We start from the raw sequence: 17,034 nt of genomic DNA, 5'->3' as shown, positions 1-17,034 counted from the left end.
TTCAGTTAGCACTTGTTTTTATGGCGCGCCTGAGCGAGTTTAACTCCATAGATGTTGTATAATTGCACTACTGTACTATTTGGCGACAGGCAAGCCCACTGTATGCAGATGTTGTACTCCCTAAACGCCGTAAGGCTGATGCTCCTGATCGCTTTGAGCTTTTTGGTGCCTTCGGCGGCGTATGCGGCAGTGGACCTGGACGAGGGATGGGAATATCGGTGGGGCGATTCTCCATTGACCGAGGAGGGGGTGCCGGAGTGGACTCTGGGTCAGGCCCCCTGGCAATGGAACGCTATCAGCTTTCCATCCAACCCGCCTGGTCGCAACGGACAAGAACATGTGTGGTATCGCATCACCCTTCCGGAGGGCGAGTGGCAGGAGCCGGTTCTGTATATCTACAGTGTCGATCTGATTGTCCAGGTCTGGCTCGACGGCGAGAACATCTACCAGTACGGCACGTTTGATGATCAGGGCCGGGGGCGTTTTGAAGGTTGGCCCTGGCACGCGATTCCGCTGCCTGAAGAGTTTGCGGGTACGCCGATCTACTTTCGCATTTTCTCTGATTACACCGACATTGGTCTGTGGGGTGAAGTCTCCATTATGGAGCAGCCGGCCCTGACCCTGTTTATCGTGAAAAACTCCCTCGAAGCCCTGGTCATTTCCGGCTTTTCAGCCCTGATTGCCCTGCTAGCGATGATCTTTGCCCTGTTGCAAACGGAAAAGAAGAGTTTCGGCAGCATTGCCCTGTTCTCTTTGTCGTCCGCTGTTCTGCTTCTGTCCGACAGCCAGGCCAGTCAGTTGATCTGGAACCTGCCGATGATGTGGGACTATCTGGCCGCTGGTTCCTACTACATGCTGCCGGTGGCCATGGCATTGTTGCTGGAGCAGTGGTTCAGTGATCGCCGGCCCTGGTTGATTAATCTGGTCTGGAAGATTCACCTTGTCTACGCGGTGGTGGCGATAGGGCTGGCATTAATGGGTGTGGTTGACCTGTCATCAACGTACCCGCCGTTTGATGCGCTGCTGTTAGCGTCCCTTGCAACCGTCACGGTCGTTGTCGTAAAGCGGTTCAGACAACTGAAGATTGAACAGCAGATCATCCTCGCCGCTTATGGCGTGTTCTGCAGCTTGTTGGTGGTGGATATGGCCGTTGCCCACGGCGTCCTGCCCTGGGGGCGGGTACCGGTCAGTTGGGGAACGCTGGTCTTCTCGCTGGCCGTAGTGATGATTTCCCTCTGGCATTATGCACGAACCCAACAGGCGCTCCATCGGTTGAACCTGTCGCTGGAGCAGCAGGTAACAGAGCGAACCCAGAAGGCGGAATCGTTGGCTCGCCGTGAGCAGGCCAGGGTGAGGCTGCTCACGTTCGAGAATGAAAAAACCCGTGTTCTGAACGACATCAACGGGGAACTGCAGGATTGCATCAGCCTCAACCAGACGTTCCATATCCTGGCGCGACGACTTCCTGACCTGTGCAGTCCTCTGCGGGGAAGGCTATATCAGCGTGTGGAAAACGGCAGCGCCTATGAACTGTTGACTCGCTGGGGGTATGCAGGGGAACCGGAATCACCATTACGCATCGAAACTCCTGAGGGCCCGCCGCCCCATAGCCAGATACCGGCCCGCCATGTTCAGGACCTGGATCAGTCCTGGTCCGGGTGGCAGAAGGACGAGGATGAGTCATTGTGTTTGTGGATCAATCTGCAGTCGGCAACCGAGGGGGCGGTGACAATGGCGCTGTTGTTTGTGGAAGTGCCGGACGAGTTTGCGGCTGACGGCACGGATTACGGCGTGGCCCGCTTGTTCCAGACGTTAAGTCAGGGGGTGCAGAAAATCGGTATCGCGCTCTCAAGCATCAGCTTGCGGGAGGAACTGCAGAAATACTCGTATGAGGATGCGCTCACCGGCCTGAAGAATCGCCGTTATTTTGATCAGCTTCTGGAGCACGAGTCGGCGGTGGCCTTGCGTGGTGACCAGCCGCTGTCACTGCTGATGGTGGATATCGATCATTTCAAACGCTTTAACGACACTCATGGCCACGAAGCCGGCGATTCCGCTCTGAAAGCCGTGGCCGGTGTGTTGGCGCGGCATTTCCGCGACAGCGATGTGGTCTGTCGTTTTGGAGGCGAGGAGTTTGTCATCATCATGGCTGGCTCCACCGCAAAAGCCGCTTACGATAAGGCGCGAGAACTGGCCCATGCCGTCCGTGCCATGCCGGTGGAACATGGTGGCTTTGAGTTGGGCCATGTAACCATATCGGTGGGGGTGTCCAGCTGGCCCGAGTGCAGCGATTCCCCAGACAGCTTGCTGGGACTTGCCGACCGGGCCCTTTACCGCGCCAAGGAGGCGGGCAGGGACCGGGTAGAAATTTCATAGGCGCCGGAACGGGTACTAATGCCAGATGTTGCCGTCGATCTTTTCGTGCAGCTCAGGGTAGTCTTTTGATTTGAAGTGGGGTACCTCGCCCTGTTTGCGCTGGGCAAGATAGTCTTTTGTCAGCTTCACCACCGTACCTGAAAGCATGACAATGGCAATCAGGTTGATGGTTGCCATCAGACCCATGGATGCGTCAGCGGCGTTGAAAACAGTCACCACCGCCTCGTAACTGCCCCATACAACCATCCCCAGGACGGCAGAGCGAAGCAGTGTAATGGCGATGGTACTGTCACCGCCAAGGTGAATCAGGGCATTCTCTGCGTAGGTGTAGTTGGCGACAATGGACGTGAATGCAAAGAACAGGATGGCAATGGCGATGAAATAGGCGCCAGACTCGCCAATGTGGCTTTGCATGGCATCCTGGGTAAGCTGGGTTCCGGTAATGCCGGAGCCCGGTTCCATGACGCCGGAGAGCAAAATCATCACTGCTGTTGCGGTGCAGATAATGATGGTGTCGACAAACACGCCAAACGCCTGCACCAATCCCTGGGATGACGGGTGGTGGGGCGCTGGTGTGGCCGTTGCCGCAATGTTGGGCGCCGAGCCCATGCCGGCCTCGTTGGAGAACAGCCCGCGCTTGATACCATTGAGCATGGCGGCGGTAATGGAACCCGCTGCGCCGCCGGCGGCTTCTTCCAGCCCGAAGGCGCTCTTTACGATGGTCATCAGCACGCCCGGCACTTCAGTGATGTTAATGGCCATAATCACCAGAGCAATAAGCACATAGAGACCCGCCATCAGCGGCACTACCAGTTCTGCGAACCGGACGATGGAGCGCAGGCCACCAAAGATGACAATGCCCGCGAGAACAGCGATCACAATGCCAACCCAAATCTTGGGCACTCCAAAGGCACCCTGCATGGCATCGGCAATGGAATTTGCCTGAACAGCGTTGAAGACCAGTCCGAAGGACAGGATCAGGCAGACGGCAAAAATACTGCCCGCCCACGGCGCCTTCAGGCCCTTGGTTATGTAGACCGCAGGCCCACCCCGATACTGGCCTTTGCCATCACGTACCTTGTAGAGCTGTGCCAGCGTGCTCTCCGCGTAGCCGGTTGCCATGCCGACCAGGGCGACCATCCACATCCAGAAGATGGCGCCAGCACCGCCAAGATACAGGGCCACCGCGACACCGGCGAGGTTGCCGGTGCCCACGCGAGAGGCAAGGCTGGTGCATAGGGCCTGGAACGGCGATATACCGTGGACATCGCTGTCACGGGAGCCACGAATGGCGCGGATCATTTCCCCAAAATTGAGGAATTGCAGAAAACCCAGACGGATGGTGAAAAAGACACCAACGCCCAGCAGGCCGTAGACCAGAACGTAGCCCCACAGAATGGAGTTCAGCGAATCTACGATAGTGGTCATAGTTCTTCCTTAAACAGTTGTCGTTAAACTACCAGCACTGGACATTTCGCCTTGGAAGCGACGCGGTGGGACACGCTGCCAAGCAGCATACCCTCTTTATCGCTGTGAGTGCCCCGGGTACCGACCACAATCAGGTCTACTTCCTTGTCCTTGGCAAACTTGACGATCACGCTGGAAGGACGGCCGGCTTTAACAAAGCCCCGAACCTTTACCGCCCCCTTTTCCTTGGCCTTTTCCTTGGCATGGTTGACGATCTCCTTGGCGTATTCCGATAGCACCTTGTCAGGGATATCCATGCTATCCGGCCGGCCAATCGACAGAGATGCCTCAAACAGGCTGTGATGCTTGTAAACACAGATCAGATAGATCTCGGTGTCCATGAGTTTTTGTAGCTCAATGGCCTTGTCCATGGCCTTGAAGGATGACTTGGAACCGTCAACGGCCACCAGAATTTTCTTGAACATTTCACTCTCCCTGAAGTCCGGTCTCTATATCCCTCAGCGGAACGCAACGTCACGAAGGAACAGCGCAATTTGCGGGAAGGCGATGATCAGCCCGGCCGCTGCCACCAGCATAAAGACGAACGGTGGCGTACCACGGATTACTTCCCAGTATGGGCGCTTGAATATGGCGATGGCGGTGAATATGTCACAACCAAAGGGTGGCGTTGCAGAGCCTATGGCGACCTGCAGTGTAATCAGAACCCCGACGAGCACTGGGTCCAGACCGGTGGCTTCGATCGCCGGTGCAAAGATCGGCGTCAGCACCAGTATCACCACGATCGGGTCAACAAACATGCAGGCAACAAAGAAGGCGATACAGATCGCAATCAGGACACCTACCGGGCCGGCTTCATTGACGCCAACTGCTTCCAGTATTGTTTGTGGAATCTGTGCAAACGAGATAATCCAGGAAAAGCCGTTGCCCACGGCAACCAGTATGAAAACCACAGCGGTAATCAGGCCGGTGGACTTGGCAATCCGATAGATATCCGGCAATTTCAGCGAGCGGAACACCACGAATTCGAGTAAGAAGGCGTACAGCACGCACACAGCGGCGGCCTCCGTAGGGCTGAAAATACCGCCGTAGATACCACCAACAATGATGACCGGGAAGAAAAGAGGCCATAGTGCTTCGCGGACGGCGACCCCCCGTTCTCTCCAGCCGGCCCTTTCCTCGGTGGGGACCTTGTTAATGTATGCATAGATCAGGCAGTAGATTGAAAACATCATCAGAATCATGACGCCCGGGCCGATGCCTGCAATGAACAGTTCGGCAATGGAGGTTCCGGAAATAACCCCGTAGATAATGAAGCCGATACTGGGGGGGATCAAAAAGGCAATGTCACTGGAATTGATGATCAGCGCCAGGGAGAACGAGTCGGAATAGCCCGCTTTAAGCAGTTTGGGACGCAAGGGAGAACCAACAGCCACAACCGTCGCCTGGGTGGAGCCGGATACCGCACCAAAGAGGGTACACGAGGTGGCTGTACTGATCGCCAGCCCGCCTTTGATGTGCCCGATAAAGGCCATCACCATATGGATAAGGCGGTCGGCGGACTGCCCGCGAGTCATGATATCAGCCGCCAGAATGAACATGGGCACAGCAATCAAAGAGGCTGGACGGATACCTCCCATCATTTGCTGGACGAACGTGCCCATCTGGCCGAAGCCATCAAACATCATTACAAAACCGACCACCGCACCGGTAATCAGCGGAACCATCATCGGGAAGCCCAGGAGCAGCAGCCCGATCATGATTACCATCATTATAGTCGCCATGAGTTTCTATCCTTTGTTAAAGCAGCTGCAGGTTCAGACTTCCGACTCACTATCAGAGTAGCCGTCGATCACACCAGTGGAGAGATAAACATCCTTGCTGGTGAGATTCTTGATCGCTGTGAGGAAATACTGAATGCCGGTAATCGCAAAGCCCACTGGCGCCCAAACGTAAATCCACCAGATCTCAAAGCCCAACGCAGGGAGAATTCGCCCACGGCTGTAAAGGGTCTCGACGTATCCATAGGAGTGGTAGCAGAGGAAGAACATTACCAAAGAGGTAAACAGGGCGATGAAAATCATCAGTACTTTGCGCCCTTTTGGCGGGATCGCATCATAAACCGCAGACATGCGGATATGGCGGCCATGGCGGGCCGCGTAGCCGATGCCGGCAAACGTAATCAGGATAATAAGAATCCGGTTAATCTCGCCGGAGAAAAACAGGCCTTCTCCAAAGACAAAGCGTGCAATAACGTTGATGCATGTGTTGACGGCCATAAGGATGACGCCAACCGCGAGCATCACGGCCTCAGTTTTAGCAATAACTTCATCAATGGTTCCCAGAAACCCGGGCAGGCCGGACTCGTAGGTGCCGGTATCGTCTTCTAGATCCGGGGAGTTCTCGGACATGGGGGGTTGCTCCAGAACATATCGCTCCCAGCCGGCAGGAGGTCCCCGGCGGGGCGGGGTTAAAACAGATTCCCGCCGGGCAGGGCCGGCGGGAATGGTTCCTTCAGGATCAGTTGCTCTGAACTTCCTTGAGGTCTTCCTTGAACTGGTTCAGCAGTTCTTTACCGCTTTCGCCAGTCATCTCGATGAACTTCTCTTCAACCTGCGGCGCGCGGGCCTTGAAGGCTTCGATCTGTTCGTCGTTCAGGCGAGTGACGGTGACTTCGTCGCTGGCTTTCTGGATCTTCTCAAGGGCTTCTTCAGCGAGACCATCGATGTGAACGATGATTTTCTCGAACGCGTAATCCGCAGCGTCCTCAACAAGCTTCTTGTCTTCGTCGGACAGGCCGTCGTAGAAGTTCTTGTTGGCCATCATGGCAGTGGTGAACCAGCCGTGACTGGTGAAGACCAGGTTCGGGGAAACTTCATAAAGACCGCCGGATTCGATCCAGAAAATCGGGTTCTCCTGACCCTGGATCATGTTGGTCTGCAGGGCACCGTAAACTTCACCCCAGGGCAGCGGCGTGGGGGTTGCACCAAACGCTGAATAGGTTTCCGACAGCAGCGGGTTGGTCATGACACGGATCTTCTTGTTGTTGAAGTCTTCCGGTTTGCTGACGGGCTCGTCCACCGTTACAACCATTTCGCCTTCCGGGTACATCTGCAGAAGCTCCAGACCATTCTGGGCATACAGCTCCGGGAAGTCCTCGTTGATCGCCTCACTTTCACGGAAGAACTTGATCACCGTGTCCATGTCGGTCGGCATCAGGTAAGGAATGAAGAAAATTTGCGCTTCCGGAATCAGCGAGCCGGTGAAGCCGGGAGACTGGTTGACGAAGTTAAGGATGCCAGCCTGGGTCTGCTCCATGATGTCGTCGGATTCGCCGAGCTCACCAAAACGATAAATCTGCAAGGTGTGGTCGGAGTTGTCTTCGATGTATTCCTTGAAGTCGTAAGCGAATACGTCCTGGACATCACCTTCATATTCTTCGTGCGCATAGCGCCAGTTGGCAGCATTCACCGAATTCGCCGCTGTCATTGCGGCAAAGGCAAACGCAGAAAATCCGGCCAGTTTCTTGAACTTGCTCATGGTGCTCATCGCGTTGTCTCCGCTTATTTTTTTGCTGAAATGATCTGTTACATTTATTTAGACTGGCAAAACAATCCCGATTTCGCAAGAAATTGGCGAATTTACCTGGGGCCGAAAGCGACGCGTTCCGGTCGCCCATGCAAGTTGTGGTAGGCTTTTGTTTCTTACCGGAAACAACACACAGGGCAGGTATGCCAGTAACGCCATCCATCGAGCCCGGCTTTCACGCCATCCACGCGAATCATCTGGAAGACCTGCGCCGGGCTGTGGTCTGGATCAGCCGGCAAAGCCCCCTGCCACCGCTGGAAAGTGAAACCTTTCTTGTGCAGAGCAATGGTATTGCCCAATGGCTCAAGCTGGCACTGGCTGAAGACCCGTCCGAGGAGGGTGCTGATGTCGGGGTCGGCGGCCTGGGGATTGCGGCCGGCATGGATTTTCTGTTTCCCGCCCGCTTTATCTGGCAGGCCTACCGTGCGGTACTGACCTCGGAGGGCGTACCGGAACAGTCCCCGTTTGATAAGTCCCGACTGGTCTGGCGCCTGTTCCGACTACTGCCGGAGTTGATCGCGGACGACGACGTGTTTGCGCCGTTGCGACGATTCATGGCCGGAACGGATACTGAAACCCGACGCTACCAGCTCGCCGGCAAGATTGCGGACCTGTTCGACCAGTATCAGGTTTTCCGCGCCGATTGGCTGGCGGATTGGGAAGCCGGCCATGACCGGCTGCGGATGGCGCGCGGCGAATACCGTGAGCTGGGCGATGAGCTGCGCTGGCAGGCGGTACTGTGGCGCAGGCTGGTGGCCGATGTGGGCGAACTCGCGGGTACCAGCCGTTCACGCATTCACACCCGGTTCATGGCGCAAGGGCAGGCACTGACAGCCGCAGACCGGCCTCCAAACCTGCCCCGTCGTATTGTGGTCTTCGGTGTGTCATCCCTGCCGAAGCAGGCGCTGGAAGCCCTGTCCGTTCTCAGCCGGGTCAGCCAGGTGGTGCTCTGTGTCCATAATCCCAGCGAATTTTACTGGGCCGACATCATCAGCGACCGTGACCTGCTGACGGCGGACCGCAAGCGCGGCAAGACCCACCCGGAACTGGCGGCACTGACCGACCCTGATGCCCTCCACCAGCACGCTAACCCCCTGCTGGCGGCCTGGGGCAAACAGGGGCGGGACTACATTCGCCTGCTGGACGAATTCGACAACCCCGAGGCGTACCAGGGCCGCGTGGCAACTCCGGAGGGCCGGATCGATATTTTCACGCCCCACGGAGATCCGGATAAGCCTGCGCTGTTGCACCAGATCCAGAACGACATTCGTTCGCTCACTTCCCAGGCAGAGATGCTGGGGCAGGCACGGACCCTCGATCCGTTCCAGGACAATTCCGTGGTGTTTCACAATGCCCACAGCCCGCAACGGGAAGTGGAGATTCTTCACGACCAGTTGCTGGCGGCATTCAACAGCAACCCGCAGCTTCGGCCCCGCGACGTGATTGTCATGGTGCCAGACGTTGATACCTACGCACCTCACATCCAGGCGGTGTTTGGCCGTTACCCGTCGTCGTCCCGGCGCTACATCCCGTTCACCATTTCCGACCAGGGCCAGCGGCATCGTCAGCCGGTGCTGATTGCACTGGACACGTTGATGGCGCTGCCCGAAAGCCGTTTTGGCGTCAGCGAGATCATCAGCCTGCTGGAAGTGCCGGCCGTACGCAGCCGGTTCGGTATCGCCGAGGGCGATCTTCCATTGGTACGCCAATGGGTGGACGGCGCCAACATTCGCTGGGGTCTGCACAGCGAACATCGCAGCAGTCTCGACTTGCCTGAGGGGCTGGAACGCAACACCTGGCAGGCGGGGCTGCGGCGGATGCTGTTGGGCTATGGCGCTGGCCGTGATGATCCCTGGCAGGGCATCGAACCGTTCGAGGAAATCGGCGGCCTGCAGGCAGGTGTGGCGGGCAATCTCTACCGCTTTGTGGATCGGCTGGAAGAGCTCTGGCACGAGCTCAGGTGCACTGCGACGCCTGCCGGCTGGCTCGATCGGCTGCAGTCCATCCTCGAACGCTTCTTCGCTGAACTGTCTGACGACGATCTACTGCTGGTGAACCGGCTACGCCGACAGGCAGAGCAGTGGCTCCAGGATTGCAACAGTGCGGGCATGGAAGACGTGGAACTGCCCCTGAGCATCGTGCGGGAAATTCTGCTGGAAGGGTTGGAAGAAGGCGGCCTCAATCAGCGCTTCCTGGCCGGCAAGGTCAATTTTGCAACCCTGATGCCCATGCGCGCCATCCCCTTTCGGCGGGTGTGCCTGTTGGGCATGAACGACGGTGACTACCCGCGCTCGCGACCGCCGGTGGATTTTGACCTGATGGCCGTGGATTACCGGCCGGGCGACCGTTCCCGCCGGGAGGACGACCGCTACCTGTTTCTGGAGGCATTGCTCTCCGCGCGGGAGCAGCTTTACATCAGCTGGGTAGGGCGCAGCATCCGTGATGATTCGGAACGGCCGCCCTCGGTACTGGTCAGCCAGCTCTGTGACCATCTTGATGCGGTGTGGCAGGTGGAGAAGTCGGACCGAAAAGCCTCTCCGGCCCTGACGATCAAACACCCGCTGCAGCCGTTCAGCCGTGAGTATTTTCCCGCCGGAAATCGCGGAGCCGGGCACAATGGCTCGCCGGACGTGAACGCGGTGCTGGCAACGCGGCGCCTGTTCACCTATGACAGTGAATGGCTCAGTGCGCACCAGCAACGGGAAACCGATGTGGTGGGAGCCGAACTGCCTTTCCTGCCAGCGGCGGAGCCACTGACGATTGCCGATATTGGCGCTTTCCTCAAACGACCAGTGGACACCTTTTACCAGCGCCGGCTGCAGGTCCGGTTTACCGATGTGGAGAGCCTGGACACCGACAACGAGGCGTTCGCCATGGACGGCTTGCACCACTGGCGTCTGGAGGACGAACTGATCCGTCATGCGGTAATGAAATCGGGCACCGAGGACGAACTGCATCAGCGGCTGGAGGCTGCCCTGGCGAGCATGGCCCGGCGAGGCGAGTTGGGCATGGGAGTGACCGAAACCGCCCTGACCCGGCAGTTGGAAAGCCGCATGCCAGACCTGTACCGGCGTTATCAGGAGGCCGTGGCGCTCTGGCCTGAGCCGGTGGAGGATATCTCAGGCTTTGAGTGCCGCCATGAGCATGGCGACGCGACGGTCACCGTTAACGACAGGCTGGGCAACCTGCGTACCCGCCCGGGCGGTGACTTCTGCCGGGTGGTGATTGCCAGTAGCAACCTGCTGGAAGGGTCCGGAAGCGCTCGCCAGCTAAAGTTCCCGGCCCTCTTGGAACACTGGGTGGCACACCTGGCAGGTAATATTCGCTACAACGCTTTCCACACCCTGGTGATCGCCAAAGAGGAAAAGCGTGTCGTCAACCTGTTGCCTCTGGACACCGACCAGGCCAGGGAATACCTGGCCGGCATCCTGGGCTACTGGATTCAGGGCCAGACGCGGCCGCTGCCGATAGAGTCGGGTGCGGCCTTCGGCTATTTGCGGGGCCTTTTTCCCGCCAGGGGCGAGGGCAGTGAAGACAAAGCACTGCTGAAGGCGACGGACGCCTACGGCAAGGCTCTGGAGCGCGACAGTGGTTACCTGCGCCGGGCCTATCCGGAGGTAGAACAACTGCTGGCGGATGACGAATTTCCGCTGTTGGTGTCGGCACTGTATGAGCCACTCTGGCACGCCGAACAGGCCGGTCGGGCCAAGCCTGGCGGTGCGGGACGGGGGTCGACAAAATGATGGAAGAGATCCGCAAGCTCGACCCCCTCACACTGTCGTTGCGTGGCAGCCAGCTGATAGAGGCCAGTGCCGGCACCGGCAAGACCTTTACCCTGGCGTTGCTGTACGTGCGCCTGGTACTGGGCCATCGCACCGTGGAGGAGCCACTCGGTGAGGGCATCATGCCGCCCAACCTGTTGGTGGTGACCTTTACCGAGGCCGCCACCAAGGAACTCCGGGACCGGATTCGCGCCCGCCTGACCGAAGCAGCGGCGTTATTCGCGGCTGAACCGGACACCGTCGACACCGCGGCGATGTCAAAAGACCCACTGGTGAATCTGCGCAATGCCTGCCCAGCGGCCGACTGGCCAGCCTGCCGCCGCAAACTGCTGTTGGCCGCGGAATGGATGGACGAGGCTGCCGTGTCCACCATCCACGGCTGGTGCAATCGCATGCTCAGCGAGCATGCCTTCGACAGCGGCAGCCTGTTCCGTCAGACCCTGGAGACCAGTCAGACGGACCTGCTGGATGACGTTGTGAGGGATTACTGGCGTACCTTTATCTACCCCATGCCACCGGAGTTGATGGGGGAGGTGCTGGACACCTGGAAAACCCCGGAAAGCCTGCGCCAGTCAGTGCGCAACCTGTTGCCACACGTTGATGCCCTGCCAGTGCCGGAACGTGACCCACTGGCCGCTGCGGAGGAAGCGAAACGCCTGCGGGAGGTGGAACTGCAGGCTCTGAAAGCCCCCTGGCCGGCCTGGTGCGACGAACTGGAAGAGCTGTTGGCGGAAACCACGAAGCGAAAGCCGAAACCGCTGCATGGCACCACCAAAAACTCCCTTCAAAAAGCCGTGGAACACCTTCGAGAATGGGCCACAACCGATGCGGCTGAACCGCATGAGTTCTTGTCGAGCAAGCGCACCAAGGGTTTCGATACCCTGGAGGCGGACGCGTTTGCCGAAAAATGGACCGGCGAGGATGAGCCTCCGCATCATCCTGCCATGGACGCCATCACCGAACTCAAACCGGCATTGAAAACCATGCCGGTGGCGAAAGCGAACATTCTCAATCATGCCGCCTGCTGGATCGCCCGTCGCCTGGACAGCGAAAAACAGCGCCTGGCCAGTATGGGCTTTGACGACCTGCTCACACGACTGGATGCCGCGTTGGGCGGCCCCCAGGGCGAACGCCTGGCAGGCACTATTCGTCGGCAGTTTCCGGTGGCGATGATCGATGAATTCCAGGATACCGACCCGGTGCAGTACCGGATTTTTGACCGTATATACCGGGTGGCCAGCAACGACCAAGACACCAGCCTGTTGATGATTGGCGACCCCAAACAAGCGATTTACGGTTTCCGTGGCGCTGATATCTACACCTATCTGGATGCCCGTCGGGCGGTCAGCAGCCGAACCTACACGCTGGGGACCAACTACCGCTCAGCTGTCGCCATGGTAAACGGCGTCAACCGGGTATTCGCCCAGGCCGACCAGTCCCTGCCCGAAGGGGCCTTCCTGTTTCGAGCCGGGGACGACAACCCGTTGCCCTTCAGCCCCGTGGAGGCCAAAGGTACCAGCCAGCAATGGCTTGTTAACGGGCAGCCGCGACCACCACTGACGTTCTGGACCCTGACCGATGAGCGCCCTATCGCCAAGGAAACCGGCAGGGAGGCCATGGCCGAGGCCTGTGCGGCGGAGATTGCCCGCCTGTTGAATCTGGGGCAGAGCGGCGAGGCGGGCTTTGGGGCCGAGGGCACGCCGTTTGAGCCCGTGCGACCGGAGCACGTTGCTGTGCTGGTCAACAAACGTGACGAGGCGAATGCCGTCCGGCGATCATTGGGCGCCCGGGGCGTTCGCAGTGTGTACCTCTCAGACCGTAATTCCGTGCTGCAGTCGGTCCAGTCAGTGGAGATGTTGCAGTGGCTGCAGGCCTGCGCCGAACCGGGCCAGCTTCCGCTGATTCGCGCGGCACTCGCCACGCCCACCATGGGCCTGGCTTATCAGGAGCTGGACCGTCTGTACAGTGACGAGAATGCGCTGGACCGCGAGATCAACCGCTTTCAGGGCTACCGTGAACTCTGGCAGCAACAGGGCGTACTGCCGATGCTGCGGCGCCTGCTGATGGACTATGACGTGCCGGCGAAGCTGCTGTCCGGGCCTGACGGCGAACGCGGCCTGACCGACATTCTGCATATTGCCGAACTGCTTCAGCAGGACAGCCAGCAGCTGGACGGCGAACATGCGCTCATTCACCACTACACCGAGATGTTGCAGGATTCCGACGATGAGGACGAACACCGCACCATGCGCCTGGAAAGTGATGCCGGGCTGGTCAAGGTGGTTACTGTCCACAAGTCCAAAGGCCTGGAGTACCCGTTGGTGTTCCTGCCGTTTGCCACCGAATTCCGCGAGGAAAAGCCGAACCAGGCGTTTATCAAGTACCACGATGACGAAGGCCGACTGCAGATTTCCCTTGAGCCGGATGAAGACACCCTGGCCAGGGCCGACCGCGAACGACTGGGTGAGGATATTCGCAAACTCTACGTTGCCCTGACCCGATCCCGTCACGCCACCTGGGTTGGCGCCAGCGGCATCAAAGGCTGGCGGCAGAGTGGTCTGGGGCACCTGATTGGCCGCAATGCCAGCGATGAAGACACGGACCTGATGCCCTTCCTGCAGTCCGTGGCCACCGGCGAGCCCGCAATCGATGTGGCGCCCATGCCTGAACCAGGAGACGACGTTTACGCGGGCGACGAGGAGCCGGAGCTTGGCAACGCCCTGGAGCCAGTGCGGGAAGCCCGGGAAAACTGGTGGATCGCAAGCTATTCCGCGATCACCTATGGCGCTCGCGGTGGCTACGGGAACGACTTCGCACCGGCCAGTGAGGATGCGGAGCAGGAGAACCTGCGTGACGAGGACGAGCCCGTTGTGGCCGATACCCTGGCCGCAATGATTCCCGACTGGCAAGGGCCGCAACCGGTCAACCAGCATGCTTTCCCGAAAGGCTCCGGCCCCGGCACCTTCCTGCATGATATTCTGGAGTGGTGCGCTGGAGAGGGGTTCCATAAGGTGGCTGATGCGCCGGAGGATCTCCACGAGCTGCTGGAGCGACGCTGCCAGTTACGCAACTGGAGTGATTGGACTGACACCCTGAAAACCTGGATCTACACCCTGATCACCATGGACATCCCGCTTCCGGGCAGCAGCAGGACATGCTCCCTGGCGGGCCTTGAAACCTTTCGGCCGGAACTAGAGTTCTGGTTTGAAAGCCATGAGGTGAACACCCTCGCCATGGACAGACTGGTCCGCCGGCATACGCTGGGTGGTGATCCGCGTCCCGAGGCTCAGCAAGCCACCTTCAATGGCATGCTGAAAGGGTTTATCGACCTGGTGTTTGAACACGAAGGCCGCTACTACGTGCTGGACTACAAGTCGAACTTCCTGGGGGAGGACGATCAGGCCTATATCCCTGACGTGATGAAAGACAAAATCCTTGAGAAACGGTATGACTTGCAGTACGTCATCTACCTGCTGGCGTTGCACCGCCTGTTGAAAGCGCGCCTGCCGGACTACGATTACGACAGCCACATGGGAGGTGCCGTCTACCTGTTCCTGCGTGGCTGCGATGCACCGGGCGCCGGCGCTTTTACCGAACGACCGGACAGGGCCCTGATTGAGGAACTGGACCGGCTGTTCAGCGGCCAGGGGGAGAAAGCAGCATGACCGGAGAAAGCGGAACCATTGCGGACCTGTTCGACGCCGTTGAGCCCGAACCGGCACCACGGTTGCCCCAAACCGCTGCCGACGCTCTGGCCCTGCTGGATGAGTGGGTGGAGCGCGACTGGATTCGTGCCCTCGATCATGCCTTCGCGACGTTTGTTTGCACGATGGTCCGTGAACAGGGAGAGCAGCCGGTGGCCATGCTTGCGCTGCTGTCAGCGATGGTGTCACACCAGGTGGGGCGGGGGCACGTTTGCCTGGATGTGCGTCATCTCTGTCGTGCCACGGAACCAACGCTGGTGCTGCCGCCGGAAGGCGTCGGTTCTCTACCTGAAAACAGCCCTAGGCCGTCGGATCTGTTTGCCAGTGTCGACGCTGACCAACTGATTGGGATGCTGGGGCAAAGCTGCGCTGTCAGCAACGGCGAGCAGGCAGCACCGCTGGTATTGGATGGCTCGCGGCTGTACCTGCGTCGATTCTGGCGCTATGAGCAGGCTATTGCCGCCGGTATTCGGACACGTCTCGACAACCGTGTGGCGTTGACGGATACCGCGCCGTTGAAAACGGCACTGGATACCCTGTTCGGCACGGAAAACGATTCCGATGGCCCGCCGGATTATCAAAAAGTGGCCTGTGCCCTGGCAGCACGGAACCGCTTCAGTGTCATTACCGGCGGTCCCGGCACCGGTAAAACCACCACGGTAGTCAACCTGCTGGCGGCTTTGCAGTCGATGGCTTGTGAATCGGCTGAGACCGCCGGTGCCAACCCTTACCTGCGCATCCGCCTCTCGGCGCCAACCGGAAAAGCGGCCGCAAGGCTCAGTGAGTCCATCGGGGGTGCCGTTGACCGTCTGCCGCTGGAAAGCCTGCCGGGTGCACCGGATAAATCCGCCATTCCAACCCAGGTCACTACATTACACCGGATGTTGGGCAGTCGCCCGGGTTCACGGAGTTTTCGTCACAACGAGGACAATCCGTTGCCATTGGATATCCTGGTGATTGATGAAGCGTCCATGGTGGATGTGGACCTGATGGCGTCGGTCTTTGCCGCCCTGCCCGACAAGGCCAGGCTGATTATGCTGGGGGACAAGGATCAACTGGCGTCGGTGGACGCTGGTGCGGTATTGGGGGAGCTCTGCCAGCGCGCCGAAGGCGCACACTACCTGCCGCAAACGGCGCAATGGCTGCAAGCGGTGACCGGATGTCAATTGCCATCAGAGCTGCTGGACTCCGAAGGCCTGGCCCTGGACCAGGCGGTTGCCATGCTGCGAAAGAGCTATCGGTTTGACGAGCATAGCGGTATCGGCGTGCTGGCGTCGGCCACCAATGCGGGCCAGCTCAGCAGGGAATTGATCGGCCAATGCCGCAACCAGGGCTTTGAGGATGTGGCCTGGCTGACTGGTGAGAACGACATGGGGTGGTTGGCAAATCACGCCCTGACCGGCAGCCCGGAACGCTTTCACAGCCAGGGCATGCAGCGCGTGGTTGGCACTGCGCCGGTTGATCCTCCGGTTGGCTACGGCCACTATCTAAAGCTGATTCGTGACCGCAAACCTGTCATCGACGTCGAGGCGGATGGGCGTGAATCATGGGACGCCTGGGCAACCGAGGTGCTTGCGGCGTTCAATCGCTTCAAGGTGCTTTGCGCGTTGCGTCAGGGGCCGTTTGGAGTGGAAGGACTGAACCATGACATTGCCGGGCGTTTACATAGTGCCGGGTTGATCGAGCGCACCGACGGTTGGTACGCCGGTCGTCCGGTACTGATCACCGGAAACGACTATAATCTGGGGCTGATGAATGGCGATATCGGTATCACCCTGAGCGTGCCCTGGGATCGTAACGACGCGGGTGAGCCGGTTGAGACCCTGAGGGTCGCCTTTCCGTCCAGTGACGGTAGCGGAGGTGTCCGATGGATATCGCCCAGCCGTTTGCAATCGATGGAAACGGTCTACGCCATGACCGTGCACAAGTCCCAGGGCTCGGAATTCACCCACGCCTGCCTGGTGATTCCGGACCGCCTGACCCCGGTGTTGACCCGGGAGCTGGTATACACCGGCATCACCCGGGCACGCCACTGGCTCAGCCTGGCGGTATGCCAGGACGGTGTGCTGAAAGAGGCAGTGGGGCGTAGCGTGATCAGGGCGTCAGGGCTGGCTGGGTTGTTGGCTTGAAGCGTCTATTGTTAACCCTTATAGGGAGAA

9 protein-coding genes are annotated in these 17,034 nt (G+C 59.1%); 4 read left to right on the top strand and 5 right to left on the bottom strand.

All coding sequences use genetic code 11. From position 1 onward, the window contains the following. Positions 1-138 precede the first annotated feature (138 nt). A complete protein-coding gene (locus AXW11_RS11435) occupies positions 139-2,376 on the top strand; it encodes a sensor domain-containing diguanylate cyclase (protein ID WP_226909965.1) in 2,238 nt (745 codons plus the stop codon). 15 nt (positions 2,377-2,391) lie between these two features. Here AXW11_RS11435 and AXW11_RS11430 read toward each other — a convergent pair whose 3' ends face one another. The 5 genes from AXW11_RS11430 to AXW11_RS11410 form a co-directional block, all read right to left on the bottom strand. After that, positions 2,392-3,804 (bottom strand): alanine/glycine:cation symporter family protein, encoded by a 1,413-nt coding sequence (locus AXW11_RS11430; protein WP_075195428.1) that lies wholly within the window; start codon positions 3,802-3,804, stop codon positions 2,392-2,394. A 23-nt stretch (positions 3,805-3,827) separates the two neighbouring features. After that, positions 3,828-4,268 carry a universal stress protein gene (locus AXW11_RS11425; protein WP_041333611.1) on the bottom strand — a complete coding sequence of 147 codons (441 nt, stop codon included), beginning with the start codon at positions 4,266-4,268 and terminating at the stop codon, positions 3,828-3,830. 33 nt (positions 4,269-4,301) lie between these two features. Then, positions 4,302-5,585 carry a TRAP transporter large permease gene (locus AXW11_RS11420; protein ID WP_075195427.1) on the bottom strand — a complete coding sequence of 428 codons (1,284 nt, stop codon included), beginning with the start codon at positions 5,583-5,585 and terminating at the stop codon, positions 4,302-4,304. A 33-nt stretch (positions 5,586-5,618) separates the two neighbouring features. Then, a complete protein-coding gene (locus AXW11_RS11415) occupies positions 5,619-6,212 on the bottom strand; it encodes a TRAP transporter small permease (RefSeq protein WP_036202413.1) in 594 nt (197 codons plus the stop codon). Positions 6,213-6,321: 109 nt separating this feature from the next. Further along, the gene (locus AXW11_RS11410) at positions 6,322-7,350 is read right to left on the bottom strand and encodes a TRAP transporter substrate-binding protein (RefSeq protein ID WP_075195426.1); all 1,029 of its coding nucleotides are present in this window, start codon (positions 7,348-7,350) and stop codon (positions 6,322-6,324) included. A 182-nt stretch (positions 7,351-7,532) separates the two neighbouring features. Between AXW11_RS11410 and recC the strand changes: the two genes are divergently transcribed. Genes recC through recD form a run of 3 tightly spaced genes read left to right on the top strand, consistent with a single transcriptional unit; the run spans position 7,533 to position 17,004 of the window. Next, positions 7,533-11,132, top strand: a complete 3,600-nt coding sequence (recC, locus tag AXW11_RS11405) for an exodeoxyribonuclease V subunit gamma (protein WP_075195425.1) — start codon at positions 7,533-7,535, stop codon at positions 11,130-11,132. Further along, on the top strand, positions 11,129-14,836 hold the full coding sequence (gene recB / locus AXW11_RS11400) for an exodeoxyribonuclease V subunit beta (RefSeq protein ID WP_083637191.1): 3,708 nt from the start codon (positions 11,129-11,131) through the stop codon (positions 14,834-14,836). The genes recC and recB overlap by 4 nt, the downstream gene beginning before the upstream one ends. Continuing rightward, positions 14,833-17,004: an exodeoxyribonuclease V subunit alpha gene (gene recD, locus AXW11_RS11395; RefSeq protein WP_075195424.1), complete on the top strand. Its 2,172-nt coding sequence runs from the start codon at positions 14,833-14,835 to the stop codon at positions 17,002-17,004. The genes recB and recD overlap by 4 nt, the downstream gene beginning before the upstream one ends. The last annotated feature ends 30 nt before the right edge of the window (positions 17,005-17,034 follow it).

Origin of the sequence: Marinobacter sp. Hex_13 (genome assembly GCF_001566815.1) — a bacterium.
Lineage (GTDB): Bacteria > Pseudomonadota > Gammaproteobacteria > Pseudomonadales > Oleiphilaceae > Marinobacter > Marinobacter salarius.
The sequence above is the reverse complement of the archived record's forward strand: the minus strand, read 5'-3'. Positions and strand labels throughout refer to the sequence as shown.